Source organism: Novipirellula herctigrandis (genome assembly GCA_007859835.1).
Classification (GTDB): Bacteria; Planctomycetota; Planctomycetia; order Pirellulales; family Pirellulaceae; genus Novipirellula_A; species Novipirellula_A herctigrandis.
On the sequence record SJPJ01000002.1, the window covers coordinates 586,498 to 611,683 of the forward strand.

A 25,186-nucleotide genomic window follows, 5' to 3' on the forward strand; every position below is an offset into this window, starting at 1 on the left:
GTCAATCCCCGGCAATCCCGAGGACTTCGATTCGCACTCAGTCACGATCAGCGATGTCAATGAAGCACCCACGATCACTCTGTCATCCGTGGTCAGCAACCTCGATGAAGATGCCGACACCAGTTCCGCGATTGTTGTCGCAACGATCGCTGTCAGTGATGATGCACTGGGCACCGAAACACTTTCACTGACCGGTACCGATGCGGGGCTGTTCGAAATCGTCGGCAATGACTTGCGATTGAGGGCCGGTTCGACTCTCAACTTCGAGACGAATCCGTCGCTCGACGTGACTGTTAATGTGGACGATGCGTCAATCCCGGGCAGTCCGGACGACTTCGATTCGCACTCGGTCACGATCAGCGATGTCAATGAAGCACCCACGATCACGCTGTCGTCCGTGGTCAGCAACCTCGATGAAGATGCTGACACCAGTTCCGCTATCGTGGTTGCGACGATCGCGGTCAGTGATGATGCATTGGGCACCGAAACACTTTCACTGACCGGTACCGATTCGGGGCTGTTCGAGATCGTCGGCAATGACCTGCGATTGAGGGCCGGTTCGACGCTTGACTTCGAGACGAATCCGTCGCTCGATGTGACCGTCAATGTGGACGATGCCGCCATCCCCGGCAATCCCGAGGACTTCGATTCGCACTCAGTCACCGTTGGTGATGTCAACGAAGCCCCCACGCTAGGCGACTGGACGGGTACGGTGGTTTCAGGTCAGCAACTAATCGTTAGCTCGGACGTTTTCCAAAGTCTCAGCAGTGATATGGACGGTGACCTCGTAACAGCGGTGCTTGTCACCAATCCGGAATCTGGAACTTTAACATTGGATGCAGACGGACAATTTCACTATCGGTCTCGGCTCGGATTTGTCGGCGACGTGAGTTTCCAGTGGAAGCCAAACGACGGGCTGCTGGATGGAAACACAGCGACCGTGGTCATCTCGGTCAGCCCCGCCCCTCTGCCACCACAACCTACACCACAACCGGATCCAGTTGAAACCACAGAAGACACCTCCAATGAAGATTTCGCTGAGGAAGCGGAAACCGATGACTCCGATGCGGACTCCTCCGAAGAAGACTTTGAAAACGAATCCGAACCGGTTGCAGAGCCAATCCCAACCGCTCAAGAATCCGTTAAGGGCCATCACCAAGCAAAGAATGCAACAAATGTACTCGATGAGATCAACACGGCACGGGACAACGACGATGTTGCCGTATTCACGAAACAGTTAAGTCTGAATACTGAAACACAATGTGTTAGAGATGCAAATGATTCTGCACGCAGCGAATATCGATCAGACACAATTGCATCATCGACATACAGTTCAAATGGATCGGTAGCCGTCGCAATCTCATCGGTTGACTACGCATTGATGACCAAGCCAGGAAAAATGTGGGATCAGTTAGACCATTGCCAAGAGGCACTGGAATCCCAGATCCGTGGTGACCTGATTGTTGTCGGTACCGCTGGAGCGGCCGCATCGAGCTTCACAATCGGCGTTGTTGCCTGGGCGTTACGAAGCGGATTCCTAGTCTCGGGCTTGATCGCTCAAATCCCAGCTTGGAGAGGTGTTGACCCGCTTCTAATTATGCAGGGATTAAGCAGCGGAGACACTGGCGAAACCTTAGAAGAGTTGATGGATCGTCGCAGCCGAGAAATCGAAGATCAAGAAGATTGAGCATCCTGCGGGCATACCGCCCACAGGGACAAAAGCACGGGAAAAGCAAGAGATAAACGATGAAAATATTTCAACGAATTCCTATACGCATTCGCATTTCCTTCGGACTCGTCGGTCTGATGGTGGGGAGCTTACTCGTGGCTAGCGCCGCTGGTTTTTTCCCCAATGAGCAAGAGGAAATCCTGCGCGGTCGCGCCAAGCTATGCGAAACGCTAGCGATTAGCGGCACAGCAATGGCATCAAGTGGGCAAATTGACAACTTGAATGTAACGTTGGCTTCGATTGTCCATCGCGATCCCCAAGTCGTATCGATTGGCTTGCGATCACGAGACGGAAATATGATCGTATCCGCAGGTCCCCACGAACAGAGATGGAACCCAGGTCTAGAGAACGGTATGGACCAAATGCACGTTCCGGTTTTTCGCTATGGAGAAAGATGGGGTGAATTGCAGATAACCTTTGAATCAACGGGCGGTATATTGGGGCTCAATTACTGGGCACCGGCGTGGTTGCTGATCGTGCTCGTCCCCGCTTGTTTTCTGCAATTTTCGTTCTTCCTCCGCAAAACTCTCGAGAGTCTCGACCCAAGCGGTGCAGTCCCAACGCATGTCGAAAAAGCGTTTGACACATTCACGGTAGGATTATTCTTACTGAATTCTCGTGGCCGGATCATTTTCTCAAACCAACGATTAGCGACATTATTGAACATCGAGTCTTCCAAATTGCTCGGCATGAAGCTCCGCGAATTGGAATGGATTGTTCCTGATGACTCAACGGGCGAATTGCCCTGGGATCAGGCGAAACGAAGCGGTGAATCCGTCCTCGACCAAATCATTCAATTCGACGTGGCCGACCGCCGTTTGACATTCAGCCTGAACTGCACGCCAATCGCCGGCCAGGGTTATTTAGTCACGTTTGACGACATTACGTTGATCGAAGAAAACAAGCTGGCTTTGGCCGAAGCACGCGACGCCGCTCAGAACGCCAGCGAAGCCAAGAGTGCGTTCTTGGCCAATATGAGCCACGAAATCCGCACCCCGCTGAACGCCGTGCTCGGTTTCACCGACGTGTTGCGACGCGGATTGGTCAGCGATAGCGAAGAAGCGATCGGTCACTTGAACATGATCCATACCAGTGGTGCACACCTTCTTGAATTGATTAACGACATTCTCGACCTTTCGAAAATCGAAGCTGGCCGATTACAGTGCGAATCGATTGAGACTCAATTGGATTTGATCGTTGAAGACGTTGCGAACGTTTTAAACGTCCGTGCGCACGAGAAAGGGATCGCGCTTCGAACCGAATTCAAATCGGCGATCCCCAAAATGATCCACACCGATCCAACGCGACTTCGCCAAGTGATTACGAATCTCGTCGGAAACGCAATCAAATTCACGGACGAAGGCGAAGTGACGATCGTCACAAAAATGATTGGCTCAGAAGACACCTCGCCACAGATACAGATTGACGTCAACGATTCGGGGATTGGCATGACGCCCGAACAACAAAGCAAGATTTTTGAATCTTTCGTCCAAGCCGATAGCACGACAACTCGAAAATTTGGTGGCACGGGATTAGGACTTTCGATTAGCCGACGCTTGGCCGAGGCGATGGGTGGCCAATTGACGGTCGCAAGCGAAGCCGGCGTCGGAAGCACCTTTACTATCTCGATCCCAGTTAACGCCAATAGCAGCCAAGAATGGTTAACGCCTGAGCAAATTCAAAGTGGGGCGGCTAAGCGAGCTGCTAATGACTCGGCCGGTGGCTTGATCCGCTTGCCAAACAAACCGATTTTGGTCGTCGATGATGGCGATGCGAATCGCCGATTGATCGAACTCGTTCTTTCCCGCGCAGGTGCCGTTGTTTCCAGTGCCGAGAACGGCCTCGAAGCCATCAAGGCTGTCAGCGAAAATGACTATTCGATCATTTTGATGGACATGCAGATGCCAGTGCTCGACGGTTACACAGCAACACGTCGATTGCGTGAAGCGGGCCTGACAACGCCGATCATCGCCTTGACAGGCAACGCAATGAAAGGCGACCGCGAAAAATGCATGGACGCCGGTTGCGACGACTTCCTTACTAAGCCAGTCGACATCGACAATCTGCTCGTGTGTGTCAGTTCTTACATCGGAACTGGCGAATCGTCGCCAGACGAACCACAAACGACAGAGGTAAATGCACTGGTTCAGCCCGCGGCTCCCCTCGCGTCCAGCGATTCGGTCCGATTCGATGCACCATCGGCGATTCACCCAACGCTGCCAATGGATGATGAAGATTTCCGTGCGATCACAACCGACTTTATTCACCGACTCGGTAGCCGGCTCGACCAAATTGAAATCGCCATCAAAGCGAATGACTTTGAAACCGTTCGATCGGACGCTCACTGGTTAAAGGGGGCTGGTGGAACAGTCGGACTGCCTGCATTTAACGAACCAGCCAAGTCACTTGAGGAAGCATCCAAGGTGTCCGATGTAGAGCGAGCAGAGGAATTACTAACCCAAATCCGCGACATCCATTCGCGAGTGGTCATTCCCGGGATGCCGCAAGCCCCAGCGGCGGATTCGAACACACCTCTACCCACAAAACCAACATCCGATTCGACCGAGATTTCATGCACGATGGAATCGGACGAGCATCCGATCTATTCGTCGCTACCACTCGATGACGCAGAGTTCTGTGCAATCATCATCGATTTCGTCACCAAATTGGATACTCGATTGTTGGAAATGCAAAATTTGCTTGAGTCCAACTCTTTTGTCGAGTTATCCGAACGAGCTCATTGGCTCAAAGGTGCCGGTGGAACAGTCGGCTACGGTGACTTTACGGAACCCGCCGCCGAACTCGTCAGTGCTTCGCGGGGTTGCGATTTCGAACATAGTGAACATTTGCTGAGACAAATCCAAGCCATCCGAAAACGCCTTGTGGTTCCAAAGATCGAAGTCGCCCATTCCCCCCAAGAACCATTGGATGCTCCCCACAACTGCGAGCCGATTTAATCGTCAAATTCGACAAAGCCAGCGTAGGCTTTCATCGTAATAGGTCGGCTCGATCATAGGATCGAACCAGCGTACCGTTTTGTAAGCCACGTTTAGATACCCGAGAAACAACCAATCCGGTTTTTCACACAATAACATGAGCACTCCAATACCAACCGCGACGCCACCCAACGCTTTCCCCACATCGGAATCCGCCGCCAGCATGCCTGTCGGCCACGGTAAACCAACGGTGGGGAATACGGCAGCGCGTTCGTTGCATGGCAAGATCATGATTGTCGACGATGAAATCGCGAACGTTCTCGTCGCGAAGAAGCATCTCGAGCGTGCGGGTTACTATATGTTCGAAACGACGACCGACTCTTCGGTCGCGGTCAATTTGATCTGCTCGACTCGACCCGACGTCGTGTTACTTGACATTAACATGCCGGACGTCAATGGCGTTGAAATTTTGCGACAAGTCCGCCACCGTCCCGAGTTCCGTCATTTACCAATACTGATTTTGACAGCGAATAACGACGCGGAAATCAAACATTCATGCTTAGAACTGGGCGCGACTGACTTCCTGGTCAAGCCAGTGGACCCAATGGAATTGGTTCCACGGGTTCGCAACTCACTGCAAATCAAATCCTATCACGACCAACTTGAAAATCATGCCGCCGACCTTGAAGAAAAGATCAGTCAACGGACGGCCGACTTAGAGAAATCACGACGCGAAGTGATCTATTGTCTCGCAAGGGCTGCGGAACTTCGTGACAACGACACGGGGAATCACGTGATTCGTGTCGGACGCTTCGCAGGCTTAATCGCGGCTCAATTGGATCTTCCTCAGTGGTACGTGGAAGATGTAGAATTGGCAGCACAACTACACGATGTCGGTAAGATCGCTGTGCCTGACGCAATTCTTTTAAAACCAGGCTGTTTGGAGCCTGAAGAATTCGAGGTCATCAAGAGCCACGTGAAGCTTGGACGACAAATCATCAAGCCACATACGATTAACGATGCCGATCTAATTCGAAGGCACGCAGATATTGGCTGCGAAATGCTGCGTGACGGAAGTTCGTTGATGAGATTGGCCGCCAGTATCGCGCAAACGCATCACGAGAAATATGATGGTAGCGGCTATCCAATCGGATTGGCCGGTGAAGACATACCACTTGAAGGACGCATTACCGCGGTAGCCGACGTCTACGATGCTCTGGCGTCCGAACGTCCCTATAAGAAGGCGTTGCCACGTCAGAAGTGCTTCGACATTCTCGAAGAAGGTCGTGGTACTCATTTCGACCCGAATGTTCTAGATGCTTTCTTTCGTGCGTCAAAAGACATTGTTCGAGTTCAAGTGGAATTCATGGACTTCTGCACCCCCGCAACAACACCCGCGTCGTAGTCTTGGCGATGCGACCGTCGTGAACGGATCGGCTTATTGGACGTCGTTGCGAAAAACACATAGCAACCGGACCAACATTGGCGTTTCGTTCGCTAAAGTCACGGCGAATTGTTTCTTGTTCACGTCCGAGGCGGAACACTCCAATTAAGGGCTGCGCGACTGTGGTCTTCGATACACCACACCGTCCTTACTGGGACAACGCCACTTTCATCAGCCGCAGCACGTTAACGAGTGGGAAGTTGCATGACAAAGCCCAAGAAACAAAGGGCATGAACTTAGTGAGCTCTCATTCGCTTGGATGATCGTCCTCGCCTTTGTTCAGGCATTAGGTTGAAAGAAGGAAGTCGTGAGTGGGTTGGTAAGCCGGGTTCTGTGACGAAAACCAAAAAATTTTCGCCGACGACCATTTATCTGTGCACGACGATTGCTCGCCGCCTCAATCGCGACCTACCCGAGTGTCGATAGCCGTGCGGATCACACGCCGGGACCGATCCGAAGACCGATTCACTGCACTCTGTTTGGTCTAGCTCCGGATGGGGTTTACCAAGCCGATCGAGTCACCTCGACCGCTGGTGCGCTCTTACCGCACCGTTTCACCCTTACCACGCATGTCAAAGACACCGTTCGGCGGTCTATTCTCTGCTGCACTTTCCCTAGCCTCGCGGCCGGTCGACGTTATCGACCATCCTATCCTGCGGAGCCCGGACTTTCCTCCAGAAATCGCCACCGCTTTCGCGGAAACGACTCCAGCGATCATCTTGCCCACTCACGACCACCAACACATGATAGATTAACCACAAAACGGCAAAAGGCTGACTCTCGCACAGCCGCCCATAATGTGGATAATTTCGGTTTGAAGCGGACAGAATGTTGAGCAAATTGCCCGAGGAGTAGTAACAAAGGCTCATGGTGGATCCCGACGACACGAATGATCGAGACGAGCAAGCTGATCGAGACGAGAAAACAGACTCGCTCGACGAAATCCGCGTCGCGTTAGTGGGGCGTTTCGGTTCGATGTCGCGCCGCGAGGCTGCCAATGTCCTGAGGTCGTTCGGTGCGACTGTGGTCGATCAGAAACAACCGGACGTCGATTGGGTGGTGATTGGCGCCGATCAATCGCCGCTCGCTGAAGCAGAACTTCTGACCGAATCGACGCAACAGCAGATTGCGATCGGCGCACGAGAATTAATTCACGAAACGGAACTTTGGCAACGCATTGGACTGTTGGATCTCGAGCAATCAAACCGCCAATACTACACACCGGCAATGTTAGCCCATTTGCTTGGCGTTTCCGTAAGGGTGGTACGTCGTTGGCACCGCTTGGGGTTGATCACTCCGGTGGAAACCTTGCACCGGTTGCCATACTTTGACTTTGCCGAAATTACAACGGCCAAGCGTTTGGCGCGTTGGATCGCCGAGGGGGAAAGCGCCACCGCAATCGAACACCGGTTGGTCGAATTGGTGGAATTATTACCGAATATCCATCGCCCCCTCGATCAATTGTCGATCTTGATCGAAGGTAAGCACGTGTTGCTTCGGGGCGGCGAAGGACTAATTGAGCCAGGCGGCCAAATGCGGTTCGATTTCGATTCGCTCGACGATTTCGTCCGCCAAGATCATGACCACCAAGCAACCACCGAGCCTCGCCAAGTGTTGTCGATGGTCCGAGAAGAAGATGCTTCGTTTCCTTCAAGGAGACAACACCTCGAACCCGAGGATTCTCTTTTAACAGCTGCCTATCAAGCCGAAGATGAAGGGAATTTGCAACGGGCAATCGACTATTACCATGCGATTCTTTCACGTGACGGCGCACACGCCGATATTTGTTTTCAAATTGGCGAGTTGCTCTATAGGCTCGGCGAGCCGGTGGCAGCACGCGAGCGATACTACGCCGCGATTGAATTGGACCCAGAATTTGTCGAAGCTCGCGCGAGTCTCGGCATCGTTTTGAATGAAACCGGACAGTTGGACTTAGCGATCGCCGCGTTTCGCGGTGCGCTGCAAATCTTCCCCGACTACTGCGACGTCCACTATCACTTGGCAAGAATCCTAGATGAAACCAACCTTGCTTCCGAAGCGACGCATCATTGGAAACGCTTTCTCGAACTGTTCCCTGACAGTCCATGGGCGGAAGAAGCGAAGATGCGACTAGAGGATCGGCAAGACTAAGATCAAGTATTCGACCGACTAATACGACCCCAGAGCCCGACGCTTCATACCCGACCCAATCAACACCAACGCCAAGGCCGTTCGTAATTCGCGAACCTTTAGCGGCAAACCAAGCATTTTGCGGTTTTCACCTCGAGTCGCTGTCGCGATCAAATTGGTTTGACGCCGGTCGACTAACAAAATGGTCGGAATGTCTCTGGTCAATTCGTTCTCGGCGAACCGGTTATGCGCGTCCAATGCGGCAGTTCCTAAGTCCGAAGCACCAAAAATCACGACGTCAGCGGGTCGTTCTTCGCCTTCGTCGAATCGGGCCAGCGCCCGATCGGGGTCTTGGATAATCAACACACGATATCCGCGTGCCTTGAGTCGATCGCGAACGGCGTTTTGCAGTGTTGGTTTGGATTCCACAAACATCACAACATAGCCTTCACCTTCATTGGAAGGCAATTCATCATCGTCATGGTGTTCTGCCATTGGTTGTTCATAACCATCGGCCCCAGTGACACTATGACCCTTTTCCAGAATCGTGATTGCCTTTTTAACTTCCGCCTGCATCTCGGCCGCAGTTTGAAAGCGTTCGTTCACATTGTACCGCATCGCCTTTTGAACGATTTGGTTCGCAACCCCCGGCACATCAGGCACAAGCGTTGGGAGCGGAACAATGTCAATGAACCGATTGATATTCAAACGCTGCAACCGGTCGCGAGTTTCCGTCAATGCGGGCTCACCGGCAAGCATGTGATAGAGCATATTGCCAGCGAAAAATACATCGCTACGCGGATCGTCTTTGCGAACCCCTGTACCACGTTCAAGAGCGGCATAATCGATCGCGCGGGCATTGGGGCAATCCGCAACCTGCTCAGGATTTTTACGATCCGCAAGCGCAGCAAGCCCAAAGTCTACTAACTTCGCTTTGCCCTCCGTCGAAATCAGTACGTTGGACAATTTCAAGTCGCGATGTGATATCCCGAGCGAAGCCGCATGAGCTAAGGCCGAACAGACTTCATAACTCAATTTTAACGCTAAGTCCGCTGGCAGCTTTCCGCGAACTTTCACGAGCTCTCGAAGCGTTTGCCCTTCGACAAACTCCATCACCAAAAAAGGATGACGGACATCAGGCACAACTTCGTAAATACTCACAATGTTTGGATGCCGCAGCTTCAACCCCATCTTGCCTTCACGCAAGAATTGTTCGAGCTCCTTGGGTTCGTCGCGAAAGCGTTTTCGCAACACCTTCACTGCGAAAACCTCTCCGTCTTTCGACGCTCGGTAAACGCGTGCGAAGGTACCCGCACCAATCATATACAAAACTTTGTATTGACCATAGAAATAGCCTGATCGATCACCCCGCAATATCTTTTCGGTTTGTAGCGTGCTGACAACACCAGCACGCTGCATCGCATCAATGATATCTTGGAGCGTATGGTCACCGGTTCCAATATCGCTACGTACACGATCGACCGTGCGACTGTCCGCAAGTCCAAGATCCTTGATCCGCAGGATAAATTGTTCGGGGGTAAGCGAACTCATACAGCTAAAAAAGTTAAAACGCCATAACTAGAAAAAAAATCGCTGTACCGCTGAACACATAGTCAGAGGGGAAGGGATCCAAAGCGAGACCATACTCAGTTTACACAAACCACTGCGTTTTGCGCCACTTCGTTTTTGTGGTTTCTCTCTTCAAATCAGCGGATCATGCGACAAACGAGCCCCAAAACCGGGTTTTCCGTCGCAGTCACCACAAGCCTAACGAGATACTGCCTCGAGCAGGTCGAGTGCTTGACGTGTCTGATCGTACCCACCCAATTGGTTGCTGATTTCCTTTAATTGCAACAAAGCCTCAAACGAAGTCGTTCTAACAGTCGAAGTTTTCCTGACCGATCGAGAGGCCGATGTCGACTTTTTGCCAGCCGGACGGCCGCGTTTTCGGCTCATGCCACTGCTCTTCCTAGCCTGCGATCGAATCGTGCTAACGTATTGGACACTAACGTTGACGCCATTCTTCTTCAATTCTGCAGCAACAACGGTCGGCGACGTGCCTGGATGGGCTTCGTCGAATTCACGGATTGCTGCAGCACGATTGACTTTCGACTTCTTTTTAGCCATCTGTTTAAATTACCTATTGGTTAAAAAACATCCATGTCTCAGAAACTGCCTATTTTCCGTCTCGGATAAACTATAGAAAAACGCGGAGACGTCAATTGTCTATTCACGAGCAGAGAACAAGTTATGGATGAATGATTCTTATGGCGCGATCGACGACCAAAGTTTTGAGGACCAAGGTCCTACATTCTGGCGATAACTCGAATCCCCAAGAGATCCAACCCAAGACGCAGCACTCGTCCGCACAATGTGACAAGTGCAAGACGTAGCGTCGCAATTTCTTCGCTCTCCGCTTTCAACACATGACAATTGTCATTGAACACGGCATACGCTTTTGCCGTTTCATACAAATAGTCAACCAGTGCGTTGGGCGCATAATCTTGATGAACCGTTGCCAATGCCTCCTCCATACGTAGCAGTAGCAGCGCCAACGCTCGTTCAGCAGGATGGGTGAATTCGCATATCGATGGATCGATCGACGTGACACTCTGTTCGCTCCAACCCGCTTTGCGAAGAATGCCTTGAGTTCTCGCAAAGGAATACTGAATATAGGCCGAGGTATTACCGTCAAGCGAAACCATTTTGTCGAGACTAAATCGATAGTCGCTGGTTCGATGATGGGACAAATCGGCATATTTGATCGCTCCTAGACCAACCACTTCGGCGACTTCGCTTTGCTCAGCAGCATCCATCGGTGGATCAATCTTCATAATTCGATCGGGATTACAAACGACTTGCCGCGCTCGATCCACTGCATCCGCAAGTAATCCTTCCAAACCGATCAAGGTACCACTTCGCGTTTTCATCGGACGACCATCTTCGCCGAGCACCGTACCGAAATTGACATGCACAAGCTTGACATCTTCCATGCCGATATTCTTTGCTAGCGCAAACAGTTTCTCGAAATGCTCGCTTTGACGCGTATCAACCACATAAACAATTTCGTCTGGATGAAATTGTTCAAGCCGATACGAAAGCGTCGCAAGGTCGGTCGTTGCATAGAGATACGCACCGTCCTTTTTCTGGACGATCATCGGCGCATCGAAACCGTCAAGGAAGACACAAACCGCACCTTCACTGTCACGCGCCAATCCACGTTTTTCGAGATTTTCGACGACTCCGGCCAGCATTGAATGATAGAAACTCTCGCCGAGCGTATGATCAAATTCGATCGATAACGCATCGTACACACGGTTGATCTCGTTTTTGCAATGAGGCAAAAACTCTTCCCACAAACGCAAATTCTCAACATCGCCCTGATGCAGCTTGACGGTCTCTTGCAGGACCGCTTCATCGACATTCACATGAGCTTCCGCTTTGGCAAAAAGATCCGAGTCACTTTCCACCGCTGCGATTTTTTTGTTCGCCCCCTGCAGTTGCGATTCGGCGCTCTTGAGTTTCGACTGAGCACTCGCCAATCTCTTCTTGGCTTTCTTGCCTTCCTTGGGGTCCGAAATCGATTCAGATTCTTGTTGACATGCCGACAACTCCACTTCAGCGACCGCAATGTTTTCGGCAAGCGTTTCCGTCGACCGTTTGGCCTTGCGATACTCAATCAGTTGGTTGACCAATCGATAGAGCTTGGCTAGTTCTGGCACCGGGTCTTTCGCAACTTGCTCGGGATCACCGAAGTGTTTGTAGCCATAAATAATGATGCCGAACTGGGTGCCCCAGTCACCGAGATGGTTGTCGGTGATCACTTCGTGACCGAGAAAACGAAGCGTCCGCGCAAGCGAGTCGCCGATCACCGTGCTTCGGATATGACCGACATGCATCGGTTTGGCAACATTAGGTGAAGAAAAATCAACGATGATGCGACGTGGCGATTCCACTTTGGAAACCAAACATCGATCGTCGACGAGCATCGCGCGCAGTTGATCCAGTAGAAAGGCATTCTTCAATCGCAAATTGATGAATCCTGGACCTGCAATTTCAGGTGGATCACAAAACTCATCAACCTTCAACTGCTCGACAATTTCCGCAGCCAATTCGCGTGGTTTTTTGCCTCCAAGCTGTTTGGACAGTGGCATCGCACAATTGGCTTGATAGTCACCGAACTTGGGATCGTTGGTCGAACGGATCATCGACGCGTAAGTGACGTCGTCGGTCAGGTTCTTCAGAGCGTCGGCGAATCGCAGACTGAGTTGTTTGGGTAGATGCATCGTGCGTCAGTGGTTCTGGATTCAGGAGTTTTGCGTCAACCCGAACTCTTCGAGTGGAATTCGCGTGCCGTCAGCCCAGAGTGATTCGAGGTCGTAGTATTCGCGAGTCTCTTCGTCGAACAAATGAACCACAACACTGCCATAATCGAGCACGATCCAGCGGCTCTCCTGATAACCTTCGATTCCGAGACGCTTGTCGCCGATGACTTTTTCCAATTCATCGTCGATCTGTTCGCTAATCGCGTGCAATTGGCGCCGGCTCGAACCGCTGGCGATCACAAACAGATCGAATTCGGCAGTTTGGCCACAGACATCGAGGATCAAAACATCTTGCCCCTTATTTTCCAGGGCAATTCGGGCGGCAGCAGCAGCCAGTTTTCGGCTGTAATCCGTTCCGTGCGGGCGGATCGCTCGCGTGGCAGTCAACATGGGATTTTTGGGTTTCTTTCCAGGTCCCGCGCCGGCTGACTCAGCTTGGACCGCTTCCGCAGTCTTTTTCGAGGCGTCATTTTCGTTTATAGATTCAGTCATATCGGCAGTTTACTGGATTTATAGAAACTGTCACGCCTTAGAGGCGTTGTTTCTTGACCAATTGGCTAATCGCTTTGAATTCAGGATGTTTCGAGGTTCCGAGCCACTCGAACATGACCGATTCGGCCGTTAACACCGTCGCTCCGCAGATCACCATACGCCCAATGGCCGTTTCGTGATCACGACCATGACGCGAAGCAACCGCTTCGGCAACCACATAAACACGGAATCCTTCGGCGATTAGATCCAAAACGGTCTGCAACACACACACGTGTGTTTCGATGCCAACGATGACAATTTGGTCCCTGCCTTGGTTCGCCCATGAATCGATCGCTTGGCGACAAACAGCAGCACTGAAGGCGGTCTTTTCCTCCGGTTCTGGGACCCGATTTGCGATCGGTGGAACGAGATTGCCAAGTCCTTGTGGATACTGGACCGTCGCCGCGAAAGGAACATCTAACCGGTCGGCGGCATCGATCAACCGCTCGGTCTGTTTCACCACGGCTTCGCCCGAGGGGATCACCGGTACTAGTTTTTCCTGCAAATCGACGACCAACAAAGCACTGCGGTCGGCTGACAAACGCAGTGGAGATTGAACGTGGGGCATCGTTAAGAATCCTTGCTGCTAGATTTCGGTTTGGATTCCGCCTTGGGCGTGCTCTTGGCTTCGCTTTTTGACCCGCTTTTTGACGCGATCTTAGACTTTTTGTCCGCCTTAGCAGCCTTCTTATAGCCTTCGCTGCGGTAGTCCGTTTGATAGAAACCACTGCCTTTGAAGACGATCGCGGCACCACTGCCGAACAGTCGTTTCAGCTTATTCTTTTTGCATTTAGGACATTTCTTTTTGATAGGATCATTGATCCCTTGAAAAATCTCGAGAGTATGTTCGCAAGCATCGCACTCGTAATCGTAGGTTGGCATTGAGGTTTGCCCCAAAAAGAGACGGTAGTTGATAATGGAATTTTGTGATTGGCGTGACAGATCGAATCACTCCGATGGTCCACTGCTGACCACCACTTGGCTTGGTCGAACGACTCGGTCATGCAATTGGTATCCAATCACAGCCACATGCGAAATCGCACCCGCCGGATGCTCATCACTTGGCATTTGCGAAATCGCCTCATGCACGTTTGGGTCAAACGACTCTCCATCGGTCGGAATGGGGCGAACGTTATACTTGGCTAGCGTGTCATCAAGTTGTTTAACGACCATGGCTACACCCTCTCGCAATCCCGCAGCATCACTGCTCGATTCGGCCGCTTCGATCGCCCGATGCAAGTTGTCGCGGACAAGCAACAAATCGTTGACCAATGGCAGCGAAGCGAAACGGAGCTGGTCTTCGTAATCGCGACGCATCCGTTTTCGAAAATTCTCGGCTTCGGCCTGAGCTTGCAGCACTCGCTTCTCCGCCGATTCGGACGACACTCGCAAACGCACAATTTCCTCATCGCGAGTTTCTGCCTGAGCGACGTCCTTGGCAAGATCCTCCGAAAACTCGCCCGAGTCGAAATGGTCGTTAACCGATTCTTCCGTGTTCACAGCCGAAGGTTCACTTTCGGGTGATTCGTGTTCGTTCATTTTTGCGTCTCTGTATCTTAATCTGTCGTCTAAAAACTAAACTTCTTGAGCTTTGTCATCGTGTTCAAAAAACGTCTTCAATTTCTCGAGAAAGGAATTGCGGTGAGGCAAAACTGACTCTCGTTCCAAATCCGCTAGCTCTCGCAATAGTTTTTCTTGATCGCCCGAAAGCTTCTTCGGTACTTCAATAAAGACTTGCACGAGCAAATCACCGGCCCGGCCGCCTCGCGGATCCATAATGCCTTTGCCCTTCAGCGTGAAGACATCGCCACTTTGAGTCCCTGCTTGGACTTGAAGCGAATTGGGGCCTTCAAGTGTTGGTACTTCAATGTCTGCCCCCAGGGCTGCTTGGGTGTACGAAATCGGCAATTGCAAAATCAGGTGGTTGCCATCCCGTTTGAACAATTCATGTGGCAGCACGGAGATAAAGCAATAGCAGTCGCCCTGCGGCCCACCGTCGGGGCTTGCTTCGCCTTCGTTCTGCAATCGCACTCGCATGCCATCATCGACTCCCGCAGGAATCTCGACCGTCAATTCTGCCTTCTCTTGCTGCAAACCGGTGCCGCGACAATCGCTGCACTTTTGGCTGATTTGTTGCCCTGCGCCGTGACAATTGGGACATGCAGTTTGCACTCGCAATATCCCGGCGGACTGGATCACTTGGCCGTGACCACCACACGTTGTACACATTTCGGGTTGGCTGCCCGGCGCCGCACCGTTTCCGTCGCACGTTGTGCAGCGAACTTTTCGGCGAAACGTAATATCTTTGCTAACACCTCGAGCGGCTTCTTCGAGCGTCAGTGTCACGTTGCAGCGAATATCGGCGCCACGACGTGTTCGACGTCGTCCACCGCCACCACCCCCACGATTCCCAAACAAATCGCCGAACATCCCGCCGCCAAACAAATCACCAAAGGCTTCAAAGATGTCTTCCGCATTATTGAATTGGTGAGCGGCCCCCTCGACACCTGCGTGTCCATATCGATCGTAGCGTTCACGTTTTTCGGGATCGCAGAGGATCTCGTATGCTTCGGAAGCCTCTTTGAATTTCTCCACCGCGTCTTCGTCGTTGCGGTTGCTATCGGGATGAAATTTGATCGCCAACTTTCGATAAGCGCGGTCAATTTCCCCTTTCGCCGCACTGCGTGAGACACTGAGGACTTCGTAGTAGTCGCGTTTTTCAGCCATAAGAGAGGGCGGTGGTTCCGTGTGCTGCTATGATCCAACTAGTTTCAATTACCATTGATTTAACGAAAACGGGTCGCGCACCAACGTCTCGATGGCGACGACCCGTTCGTTAACTCGAAAATGAACTCATTGAGTTCATCTGACTTTAAGAAACGACGCCTTCAACTTGGCGCTTTTCTTTGTCTTCATCTTCAAAGTTCGTCACGAGCGCTTCGGTCGTTAGAAGCAATCCCGAGATACTGCCGGCATTGGCCAGCGCGGTGCGTACAACCTTCACCGGATCAATCACGCCCGCTTTGACGAGGTCAACGTATTTCCCCGTGTTGGCGTTGTAGCCCATCGCCCCGGTCTTCTGCAAGACTTCGTCAACCACGACACTGCCGTCGATGCCGCCGTTGTCTGCAATTTGACGCATCGGAGCATCCAAGGCACGCAAGACAATATCGACGCCGATCTTTTCGTCGCCCCTTGCCTTCTTCTTAGCGGCCTCAACCGCTTCGAGACAGCGAACCAAAGCCACGCCGCCACCTGGCAACACACCTTCTTCTACCGCAGCACGTGTGGCATGAAGGGCATCTTCCAAACGAGCCTTGGTTTGCTTCATTTCCGCTTCGGTTTCTGCACCGACGCTGACCACGGCGACTCCGCCGGAAAGCTTCGCCAAACGCTCTTGATACTTTTCCTTGTCGTACTCCGAATCGGTTTGATCGATTTGAGCACGGATCTGGCCGACTCGTTTGTCGATCTCTTGGCGGCTTCCGCTACCTTCGACAATCGTCGTGTTGCCCTTTTCGACGGTCACCTTCTTGGCACGCCCAAGTTGTTCAAGCGTGACATTTTCCAGTTGAATACCGAGATCTTCGCTAATCAGCGTACCGCCGGTCAACACAGCGATATCGCCAAGCATTGCTTTGCGACGATCACCGAAACCAGGAGCCTTCACAGCACAAACGTTTAACGTGCCACGCAGCTTGTTAACCACCAACAATGTCAACGCTTCTGCATCGACGTCTTCGGCGATAATCAGAAGCGGCTGACTCGTTTGAGCGCTCTTTTCCAACAAGGGAACAAGATCACGGATGTTGCTGATCTTCTTCTCATAGAGCAGCACCAAAGCGTTTTCAAGGTTCGCCTCCATCGTGCCGGGGTCATTAATGAAGTACGGTGAAATGTAGCCCTTATCGAACTGCATCCCATCCACGTAACTCACTTCGGTCTTGCGGCTCTTGCCTTCTTCGACAGTGATCACGCCATCTTTGCCAACTTTTTCCAGTGCATCGGCGAGCAAATCGCCAATTTCACGGTCATTATTGGCACTGATCGCACCGACGTTGGCGATCTGATTTTTGCTGGAAACCGGAGTCCCCATTTCGATCAGCTTCTCCGAAGCAGCATCCACAGCCTTTTCGATCCCACGACGGATCGCCGCTGGATTGCTGCCAGCGACGATATTGCGAAGACCTTCTTTGAAGATCGCTCGCGCCAAGACGGTTGCGGTCGTGGTGCCATCGCCAGCGATATCGCTAGTTTTTTGCGCCACTTCCATCACCAACTTGGCACCCATATTTTCGAAGCGGTCTTCGAGTTCAATTTCTTTTGCGACCGTGACGCCGTCTTTCGTGACGGTAGGACCACCGAACGATTTGTCGATAATAACGTTTCGGCCAGTCGGCCCCATGGTTACCGCAACCGCGTTGGCCAACTTTTCTACCCCCGCCAACATGCGTGTGCGGGCGTGGTCGTCGAATAACAATTGTTTTGCCACGACAGGATTCCTCTAAATGGTAAGTTGATTTGTTGTTTGGTATTTGTTGGAACTCGGCCTTTAGGATGCTACGTACGACAAAGCACTTGCGGCTTGATCCGAAGCACCCCAATGGAGTGAACTCCAACTTCGCTCGGCTGGTTACAGAACCTTCGCCAAGATGTCGCTTTCACGAAGGATCTTCAATTCCTTGCCATCGACTTCGATGTCGCTGCCACCGTAACGACCGTAGATCACGGTATCACCAACGGTGACCGACAATTCGCCACGGTTGCCGCTGTCGAGCAATTTGCCAGGACCAACGGCGACGATCGTTCCACGAAGCGGCTTTTCGCGAGCTGCATCCGGGAGCACAATTCCGCCTGCGGTCATCTCTTCGGCTTCTTGAGGTTCAACAACGACGCGATCATCCAAAGGACGTAAACTGAGTTTTGCCATGTTAGTTATTCTTAGTGTTAAAAAATGTTTTGATTGATAAAGGAAATTACGAGGTGGTGTTGGTGCCTTGGCTTTTGCTGCCTAACCCTCAAGCCGGGCAAGGCCCTAACCCTCAAACCGGGCAAGGCCCTAACCCTCAAACCGGCCAAGGCATCGGACAACCCGACGCCCAAAACGCTTGAAGGCCTGCACCAACATCCGACATTACATCATGCCGCCCATACCACCCATGCCGCCCATGTCAGGCATACCGCCGCCCATGCCGCCCATACCAGGCATGCCGCCACCCATGCCACCCATGCCACCCATGCCGTGGTCATGGCCATGATCGCCGCCACCTGGCTCTTCCTTCACAGGAATGTCAGCAACCAACGATTCTGTGGTCAAAAGCAAGGATGCAACGCTTGCGGCATTGGTTAGCGATGTCTTCACGACCTTCGCGGGGTCAACGATTCCGGCTGCGACCAAGTCACAGTAGTTTTCTGCATTCGCATCGTAACCGTCCGCTTTGCCCTTCATCTGCAAAACGCGATTCACGACAACGGCACCATCAAGACCAGCGTTGTTCGCAATGGCACGAAGCGGTTGGTCAAGCACATTGCGAACGATTCGTACGCCGAGCTGCTCGTCCCCTTCGGTTCCCTTTTCCAACTTTGCAACCGATGCTCGGCAACGAAGCAGAGCGGTTCCACCACCGGGAACGATGCCTTCTTCGAGTGCCGCTTGCGTTGCCGCACGTGCATCATCGAGAAGTGCCTTTCGCTCTTTCATTTCCGTTTCCGTCGCAGCACCGACAGTGATTTGTGCAACACCACCGGCTAGCTTTGCCAAACGCTCTTGCAACTTCTCGCGATCGTAATCGCTGTCAGTTCCTTCGATTTCGCGACGGATCTGAGCAACGCGACCTTCGATGTCAGCCTTCTTCCCAGCACCGCCAACCATGGTGGTTGCATCGCTAGTGATGGTCACTTTCTTTGCACGACCAAGATCACTTAGCTTGACGCTTTCGAGGTCAATACCAAGATCCTTGAAGATCGCCTTGCCGCCGGTCAGAACCGCGATATCACCAAGGATTGCCTTGCGACGATCACCATAACCGGGTGCCTTCACAGCACAAACTGACAATATGCCACGCATCTTGTTGACAACCAGCGTTGCAAGCGATTCGCCTTCGACATCTTCAGCGATGATCAAAAGAGGCTTCTTCGCTTTGCTAACCGCTTCAAGCAGCGGAATCATCTTCTTGTTGTTGCTGATCTTTTCTTCGAACAAAAGAACGTAGCAATCTTCTAACTCAACGGTAACATCGTCTTGGTTGTTGACGAAGTGAGGCGAAAGGAAGCCACGATCGAACTGCATCCCTTCGACGACATCCACCGTCGTTTCGTTCGAGCGACCTTCTTCGACAGTAATCACGCCGTTCTTACCAACCTTGGTGAAGGCGTCCGCAAGTACATTGCCGATTTCGGGGTCGTTGTTACCCGCGATCGTTGCAACTTGCTTAATGTCGTTTTTGCTTTTTTCATTGATGGGCGTTGCCATCTTGCCAACTTGGGCAACCGCAACGTCAACGGCCTTCGCGATGCCTCGCGACAAAGCCATCGGGTCGGCTCCCATAGCGACCATCTTCAAGCCTTCGCGGAAAATCGCTTCCGCCAACACGGTTGCGGTAGTCGTCCCGTCCCCAGCGACGTCGTTCGTCTTGCTGGCGGCCTCTTTGACCAACTGAGCACCGAGATTTTCAAATGCATCGTCTAGCTCAATGTCTTCGGCCACGGTGACACCATCTTTGGTCACCTTGGGCGAACCCCAGCCTTTGTCCAGTACCGCATTACGGCCGCGAGGCCCAAGGGTACTGCGGACGGCTCGAGCGAGCTTGCTTACACCGGCCAACAGCGGCGCACGTGCATCGTCGTCGAAAACGATTTGCTTTGCCACGACGTTTTTCTCCTGTGGTTTCGTCTAGGAACTGCATCCCCAATCACGGGGGGCTTGCGTCGCACCAAAAAGCGACCGACCAAGACACCGCGGGAAAGGTAGCAGAGTAAATGAGTGGGTATGTTCAACGTAAGTCTGCAACGGTGGCAGTAGCCAACCGTATGTGGGCGTCTAACAGCAACCCTCGTGCCACGAACATAAAATTATCACTAAGCCGTTACTGCAAAAGGGCTTAGCCACACGGAGGAATCGCCGATGGCAAAGCCCCCCCACCCTTCGTTGCCAGCTTGGCAGCAGCGACGATCCGATTGCCCGACGGGCTGCTATCGGCCCGCTCGTTTGCACATATCACGAATGCGATTGGCCAATTCTTCGGTCAACGCATTGGATTCCAACCGCCATGCCCAACTGCCGGTCGCTTTACCGGGCTGGTTCATACGTGCCTCGCTGCCGAGGCCCAAGAAATCTTGAATGGGAATGATCGCTGTATCCGCCGCCGAATTAAGCACAGCCGCGACAAGCTGCATATGAATGTCATCTTCGCTCGTCACAACCTCTTGGACCAAATCCCCTTCAGCAGGATCGATGGTTCGACTGTAGTACCATCCCATCACCGTGTCGTTGTCGTGCGTTCCCGTGTAGGCAACACAGTCCTCGGGAAAGTGACTCGGCCGATGATAGACGTCATCTCTTTGCGAAAAGCCAAACTGTAGCACGCGCATCCCAGGAAAACCGAGGCGATCACGCAGTTGATGCACCCCATCGGTAATCATCCCAAGGTCCTCGGCGATCAGCGGTAGCTCACCGAGTTTGAAACGGGCCGCTAAAAAAGGCTTCTCTTGTGGCCCTTGTTGCCACTTACCACCGATCGCAGTCTTTGCTCCGGCGGGAACTTCCCAATACGATTCAAAGCCTCGAAAATGATCGATACGCATCAAATCGAATTGATGAAGTGCATGTGCAAACCGCTGTGTCCACCATGCATATTCGGTTGATTCCAAAACGTCCCATCGATATTGCGGGTTACCCCACAATTGGCCTGTCTTGCTAAAGTAATCCGGCGGCACACCGGCGATCAGGGTTGGTTTGCCCGATTCATCGAGGCTGAAAATTCCTTGGTTTGCCCACACGTCCGCACTTTCATGAGCGACAAAGATCGGCATGTCACCATAGGTGCGAATCTGACGCTCGTTTGCGTAGTGCTTTAGCGCCATCCACTGTTTGTCAATGACGAACTGCTGAAACTTGACGAACTCGATCGACTCAGCGAGTTCGTGATCCCAATGAGCCAACGCCGCGGGATCACGATGAACCAATTCCACGGGCCACTGAGTCCAATCGCTTTGGTCAAAATGGCGCATGAGCGCTTCGTAACGAGCAAAATCGTCGAGCCACCATGCCTGTTGAACAGCAAACGCTTTGAATGCCGCACGCTGCTCTTCCGACCCGGAACGCAGGAAATTGACAAACGCCTTTTCCAACAGCGGCCGGCGGAACTCTGCAACCGACTCAAAATCAACGTGGTTCGGATCGGCTGTTTGTGAGGGCCGCGCCAGGTCAATTTCTTCGTTAGTCAACAAGCCATCGGCAACCAGCAGCCGAGGATTAATTAACAACGGATTACCCGCGAACGCCGAGTAGGCGCTATAAGGCGAATTTCCATGCGCGGGGGGACTGAGCGGCAGGATTTGCCAGATCGTTTGGCCCGCAGCATGCAAAAAATCAACGAAACGGTAAGCCGCTTCACCAAAATCCCCAATGCCGAATTCGTTCGGCAAACAGGTCAAATGACAAAGCACTCCCGAAGAGCGAGGGAACCGCATTATGAATCCTGGAGCGGTTTGGCGCCCCAGATCTCGTCGGCGTACTGCTGGATCGTTCGATCGCTCGAAAACCAACCACTATTGGCCGAATTGAGGATACTCATTCGGTTCCACTTGTCTTGATCCGAGTAGGTTTTGGATGCTTCGGCTTGTGCATTGATATAGCCTCGCAAATCAGCAATCGTGAGCCATTGATCGTAGCCGCTACGAATTCCCTTGGTCAGCAAATCAAAAATGCCAGGTTCCTGTTGATTGAACGCACCACCTTCGAGCAGTTCCATGATGCGTTGAATATCAGCGTCACCCGCTATGATCGCATTGGGATCATAGTGTTTTTTGGCTTCAACAACCCCTTTGGCATCGAGTCCAAACAGAAAGAAATTTTCATCGGCTGCTTGTTCGCGAATCTCGATGTTTGCACCGTCAAGCGTTCCGATCGTCACCGCACCGTTCATCATGAATTTCATGTTTCCGGTTCCCGACGCTTCTTTGCCTGCCGTCGAGATTTGTTCGGACAATTCCGTGCCTGGGCAAATGATTTCCATCGACGAGACACGATAGTTCGGGAAGAAGACCAATCGCAACAAATCCTTGGTTTTCGGATCCGCATTCACGACGGACGCGACATTGTTGATCAATTTGACGATCAATTTTGCCACATGGTATCCGGGAGCAGCTTTACCGCCAATCAAAACGCATCGCGGGACCATGTCCTTGGTATCGCCCCGCGAAATGCGGTCATACAAGTGAATGACGTGCAACACGTTCAACAATTGACGTTTGTATTCGTGGATTCGTTTGACTTGAACATCAAACATCGCCGACTCCATGAACTCGACGCCCGTGTGGGATTTGACATACTCCGCCAAACGGCGTTTGTTCTGAAGCTTGACATCCTGCCATTTGTGACGGAAACCAGCATCGTCGGCGAATGGAACCAGCTTTTTCATATGCTGCATGTCCGATTCCCACTCGGTGCCAATGGCGTCATACAACAAATTCCGCAATCCGGGATTACAGTGCGACAACCAACGACGCTGGGTCACACCGTTGGTCTTATTATTAAACTTCTCGGGCCAAATGCGATAGAAATCGGAGAACAAGCCATTTTTGAGGAGCTCGGTATGCAAAGCAGCAACACCGTTGACCGAAAAGCTTCCAACGATGGACAAGTAAGCCATCCGAATATGAGGCTGGTCACCTTCTTCAATGAGCGAAACGCGCCGACGCAGCTCGGTATCTCCAGGATGCTTCTTGGCAACTTGCGTCAAGAACCGTTCGTTGATTTCGTAGATGATTTCCAAGAGCCGTGGCAACAAACGACTGAACAATGCGACGGACCAACGTTCGAGTGCTTCGGGAAGCAGCGTATGGTTGGTGTATGCCATGCATCGCGTCGTGATTTGCCAGGCGGAATCCCAATCGACTTTGTGCTCGTCCATCAATAGACGCATCAATTCGGGAACCGCACAAGCCGGGTGCGTGTCGTTCAGTTGGAAACAGTTTAAACGGCCAAAGTCAGTGAAGTCTTCGCCGTATTGGTCGACCCATTTTTCGAGCACATCCTGCATACTCGCCGAAACAAGGAAGTACTGCTGTTTCAGCCGTAATTCCTTACCATTCTCGCTAGCGTCATTCGGATACAAGACCATCGAAATTTGTTCGGCGTTGTTCTTTTGAACCACTGCATCCGGGTAATTACCCGAGTTAAATTCTTCGAGGTCAAACGTTTCGGTCGCTTCGGATTTCCATAATCGCAGCGTGTTGACAGTCTCGTTCTTGTAACCGGGAATCGGCATGTCGTAAGGAACCGCTAACAAGTCATGCGTTCCGACCCAACGGCTAAAGGGGGTTCCCTTTTCATCGAAACAGCGTTCGGTATGCCCGAAGAACTTGATCGTCTTGGTGTGTTCGGGACGCTCGATTTCCCAAAGGTTGCCATCACGAAGCCAGTGATCGGGAGCTTCCACTTGGCGACCGTCTTCGATGAATTGGTGGAACATGCCGAATTCGTAGCGGATGCCGTAACCAGCAACTGGCAACTTCAAATTCGCACAACTGTCGAGAAAGCATGCTGCCAACCGACCAAGACCACCATTACCAAGTCCGGCATCATGCTCTTCCTCTGCGATTTCTTCGAGCGTCACACCATATTGATGAAGCCCCTGGCGCGCTTCGGCATCGAGGTCCAAGTTTTGGACTGCGTTATTCAGGGACCGACCGAGCAAAAACTCGAGCGACAAATAATGGACGCGGCGCTCGGTACTTTCGCGGAATCGATGACGCGTCTCACGCCAATAAGGCACAACGCGGTCTCGGACGGCCGTTGCCAATGCGCTGTAGCAATAGCTCGGGTCCGACTCGTTCTCATGAATCCCCAAAGTGTAATACAGATGACGACGAATCTCGTCCGGCAGCGGTGCCAGCAATTCCGCCGTACTATCAAACGAGGAAGCGTCCGTGTCACGCGATGTTTCAGTATGTGAAGTCTGGTCGAGCATCTTCGTTCAGTGTCCTTGGGGAAGAGTCTTTGACTGAGTGATATCGGCTAGCGAAGCGGCATTCTTGCGAAATTATAGAGTTTTGTCGATGTTCATTCTCGTACAAACATCGCGAACGATCGATCAAAACCGATTGTGAATCGCGGCGGCAGAACGACCACCCAAAATCCGTGACTAGGGCGTTTCGCTTGCTTTTGACTTTCGGATTGCCTTGGTCAACAATCGATCAAAAGTCGCTGCAAACGCCTTTTTATCCGTTTCTTGGTAAGGCGCACTGCTGCCAACCGCCATCCCCGTTCCCCGCAATTCATCCATAAAGTTGCGCATCGAGAGCCGAGTGGCGATCGTGTCTGGCGAATATTCGTCACCGCGAGGATCGACTACAAAAATCCCTTTTTCTACAAGCAATCCCGCGAGTGGCAAATCCGCTGTTATCGCCAAATCGCCCATCTTGCCATTCGCGACAATGTATCGATCTGCCTCATCAGCCCCGTCTCGCACTTGAACGGACCTGACAGTCGTGAACGCAGGGGGAATATCGAGCGAGCGATTGGCTACCAAAATCGTCTCGATCCCCAATCGCTTCGCGGCACGAAACACGATTTGCTTGACCTCTTGTGGAGCCGCGTCGGCGTCGACCCAAACAATCATGGTCCAAGCCTCGGTTTGATGTTACGCACTTTGTCTCGGTAGTCGCGTCGCTGATTCTGATAGGTTTCGCTATCGGGCAGTTGCACCGATTCGGGATGTTCTTTTTCCATCAACTGTTTCAAAAATGGCCGACACCAACCACATCCTGTCCCTGCACCAAAACACTCCGACAACTGACTGACACGGGTCGGTTTTTCGACACGGATGTACTGGATGACCTTCCGCCGGTTGACATGAAAGCAAACACAAAGCTCTTCGTCGTCATTCAC

The 25,186-nt window shown here is 52.1% G+C and carries 19 protein-coding genes and 1 other RNA gene; 4 read left to right on the forward strand and 16 right to left on the reverse strand.

Features of this window, described 5'->3' with window-relative positions; all coding sequences use genetic code 11:
- The 3 genes from CA13_RS33015 to CA13_RS33025 all read left to right on the forward strand — a co-directional run.
- On the forward strand, window positions 1-1,687 hold a 1,687-nt coding region (locus CA13_RS33015; protein WP_419195276.1), incomplete at its 5' end, for an Ig-like domain-containing protein.
- A 59-nt stretch (window positions 1,688-1,746) separates the two neighbouring features.
- Window positions 1,747-4,686 carry an ATP-binding protein gene (locus CA13_RS33020; RefSeq protein ID WP_419195277.1) on the forward strand — a complete coding sequence of 980 codons (2,940 nt, stop codon included), beginning with the start codon at window positions 1,747-1,749 and terminating at the stop codon, window positions 4,684-4,686.
- Window positions 4,687-4,822: 136 nt separating this feature from the next.
- A complete protein-coding gene (locus CA13_RS33025; RefSeq protein ID WP_146404352.1) occupies window positions 4,823-6,070 on the forward strand; it encodes an HD domain-containing phosphohydrolase in 1,248 nt (415 codons plus the stop codon).
- 343 nt (window positions 6,071-6,413) lie between these two features.
- Here the strand turns inward: CA13_RS33025 and rnpB are convergent.
- An RNA gene (rnpB, locus tag CA13_RS33030) (RNase P RNA component class A) lies at window positions 6,414-6,839 on the reverse strand.
- A gap of 137 nt (window positions 6,840-6,976) precedes the next feature.
- On the opposite strand from rnpB, the gene CA13_RS33035 reads away from it, so the two are divergent.
- On the forward strand, window positions 6,977-8,239 hold the full coding sequence (locus tag CA13_RS33035; protein WP_146404353.1) for a tetratricopeptide repeat protein: 1,263 nt from the start codon (window positions 6,977-6,979) through the stop codon (window positions 8,237-8,239).
- Between the two features lie 18 nt (window positions 8,240-8,257).
- On the opposite strand, the gene CA13_RS33040 is transcribed toward CA13_RS33035, so the two are convergent.
- The 15 genes from CA13_RS33040 to CA13_RS33110 all read right to left on the reverse strand — a co-directional run bounded on the left by CA13_RS33040 (window position 8,258) and on the right by CA13_RS33110 (window position 25,186).
- Window positions 8,258-9,769 (reverse strand): serine/threonine-protein kinase, encoded by a 1,512-nt coding sequence (locus CA13_RS33040; protein WP_146404354.1) that lies wholly within the window; start codon window positions 9,767-9,769, stop codon window positions 8,258-8,260.
- Window positions 9,770-9,985: 216 nt separating this feature from the next.
- Window positions 9,986-10,345: a hypothetical protein gene (locus CA13_RS33045; protein WP_146404355.1), complete on the reverse strand. Its 360-nt coding sequence runs from the start codon at window positions 10,343-10,345 to the stop codon at window positions 9,986-9,988.
- Between the two features lie 179 nt (window positions 10,346-10,524).
- Window positions 10,525-12,504: an arginine--tRNA ligase gene (argS, locus tag CA13_RS33050; RefSeq protein WP_146404356.1), complete on the reverse strand. Its 1,980-nt coding sequence runs from the start codon at window positions 12,502-12,504 to the stop codon at window positions 10,525-10,527.
- Window positions 12,505-12,525: 21 nt separating this feature from the next.
- Complete coding sequence (rsfS, locus tag CA13_RS33055) at window positions 12,526-13,035, reverse strand: ribosome silencing factor (protein ID WP_419195278.1); 510 nt, start codon at window positions 13,033-13,035, stop codon at window positions 12,526-12,528.
- A gap of 37 nt (window positions 13,036-13,072) precedes the next feature.
- Window positions 13,073-13,642: an isochorismatase family protein gene (locus CA13_RS33060; protein ID WP_146404357.1), complete on the reverse strand. Its 570-nt coding sequence runs from the start codon at window positions 13,640-13,642 to the stop codon at window positions 13,073-13,075.
- A 2-nt stretch (window positions 13,643-13,644) separates the two neighbouring features.
- Window positions 13,645-13,956, reverse strand: coding sequence for an FmdB family zinc ribbon protein (locus tag CA13_RS33065; protein ID WP_146404358.1), 312 nt, complete (start codon window positions 13,954-13,956; stop codon window positions 13,645-13,647).
- A gap of 66 nt (window positions 13,957-14,022) precedes the next feature.
- Window positions 14,023-14,613: a nucleotide exchange factor GrpE gene (locus CA13_RS33070; protein WP_146404359.1), complete on the reverse strand. Its 591-nt coding sequence runs from the start codon at window positions 14,611-14,613 to the stop codon at window positions 14,023-14,025.
- 36 nt (window positions 14,614-14,649) lie between these two features.
- Window positions 14,650-15,801 (reverse strand): molecular chaperone DnaJ, encoded by a 1,152-nt coding sequence (dnaJ, locus tag CA13_RS33075; protein WP_146404360.1) that lies wholly within the window; start codon window positions 15,799-15,801, stop codon window positions 14,650-14,652.
- A 145-nt stretch (window positions 15,802-15,946) separates the two neighbouring features.
- Entirely contained in the window at window positions 15,947-17,566 is a 1,620-nt protein-coding gene (gene groL / locus CA13_RS33080; protein WP_146404361.1) for a chaperonin GroEL, read from the reverse strand.
- 141 nt (window positions 17,567-17,707) lie between these two features.
- Window positions 17,708-18,004 (reverse strand): co-chaperone GroES, encoded by a 297-nt coding sequence (locus tag CA13_RS33085; RefSeq protein WP_146404362.1) that lies wholly within the window; start codon window positions 18,002-18,004, stop codon window positions 17,708-17,710.
- 204 nt (window positions 18,005-18,208) lie between these two features.
- Window positions 18,209-19,942 carry a chaperonin GroEL gene (groL, locus tag CA13_RS33090; RefSeq protein ID WP_146404363.1) on the reverse strand — a complete coding sequence of 578 codons (1,734 nt, stop codon included), beginning with the start codon at window positions 19,940-19,942 and terminating at the stop codon, window positions 18,209-18,211.
- A 323-nt stretch (window positions 19,943-20,265) separates the two neighbouring features.
- Complete coding sequence (gene malQ, locus CA13_RS33095; RefSeq protein ID WP_146404364.1) at window positions 20,266-21,765, reverse strand: 4-alpha-glucanotransferase; 1,500 nt, start codon at window positions 21,763-21,765, stop codon at window positions 20,266-20,268.
- A complete protein-coding gene (locus CA13_RS33100; protein WP_146404365.1) occupies window positions 21,765-24,266 on the reverse strand; it encodes a glycogen/starch/alpha-glucan phosphorylase in 2,502 nt (833 codons plus the stop codon). Before CA13_RS33100 ends, malQ begins: the two co-directional genes overlap by 1 nt.
- A 174-nt stretch (window positions 24,267-24,440) precedes the next feature.
- Window positions 24,441-24,917, reverse strand: coding sequence for a YaiI/YqxD family protein (locus CA13_RS33105; RefSeq protein ID WP_146404366.1), 477 nt, complete (start codon window positions 24,915-24,917; stop codon window positions 24,441-24,443).
- On the reverse strand, window positions 24,914-25,186 hold the full coding sequence (locus tag CA13_RS33110; RefSeq protein ID WP_146404367.1) for a (2Fe-2S)-binding protein: 273 nt from the start codon (window positions 25,184-25,186) through the stop codon (window positions 24,914-24,916). Before CA13_RS33110 ends, CA13_RS33105 begins: the two co-directional genes overlap by 4 nt.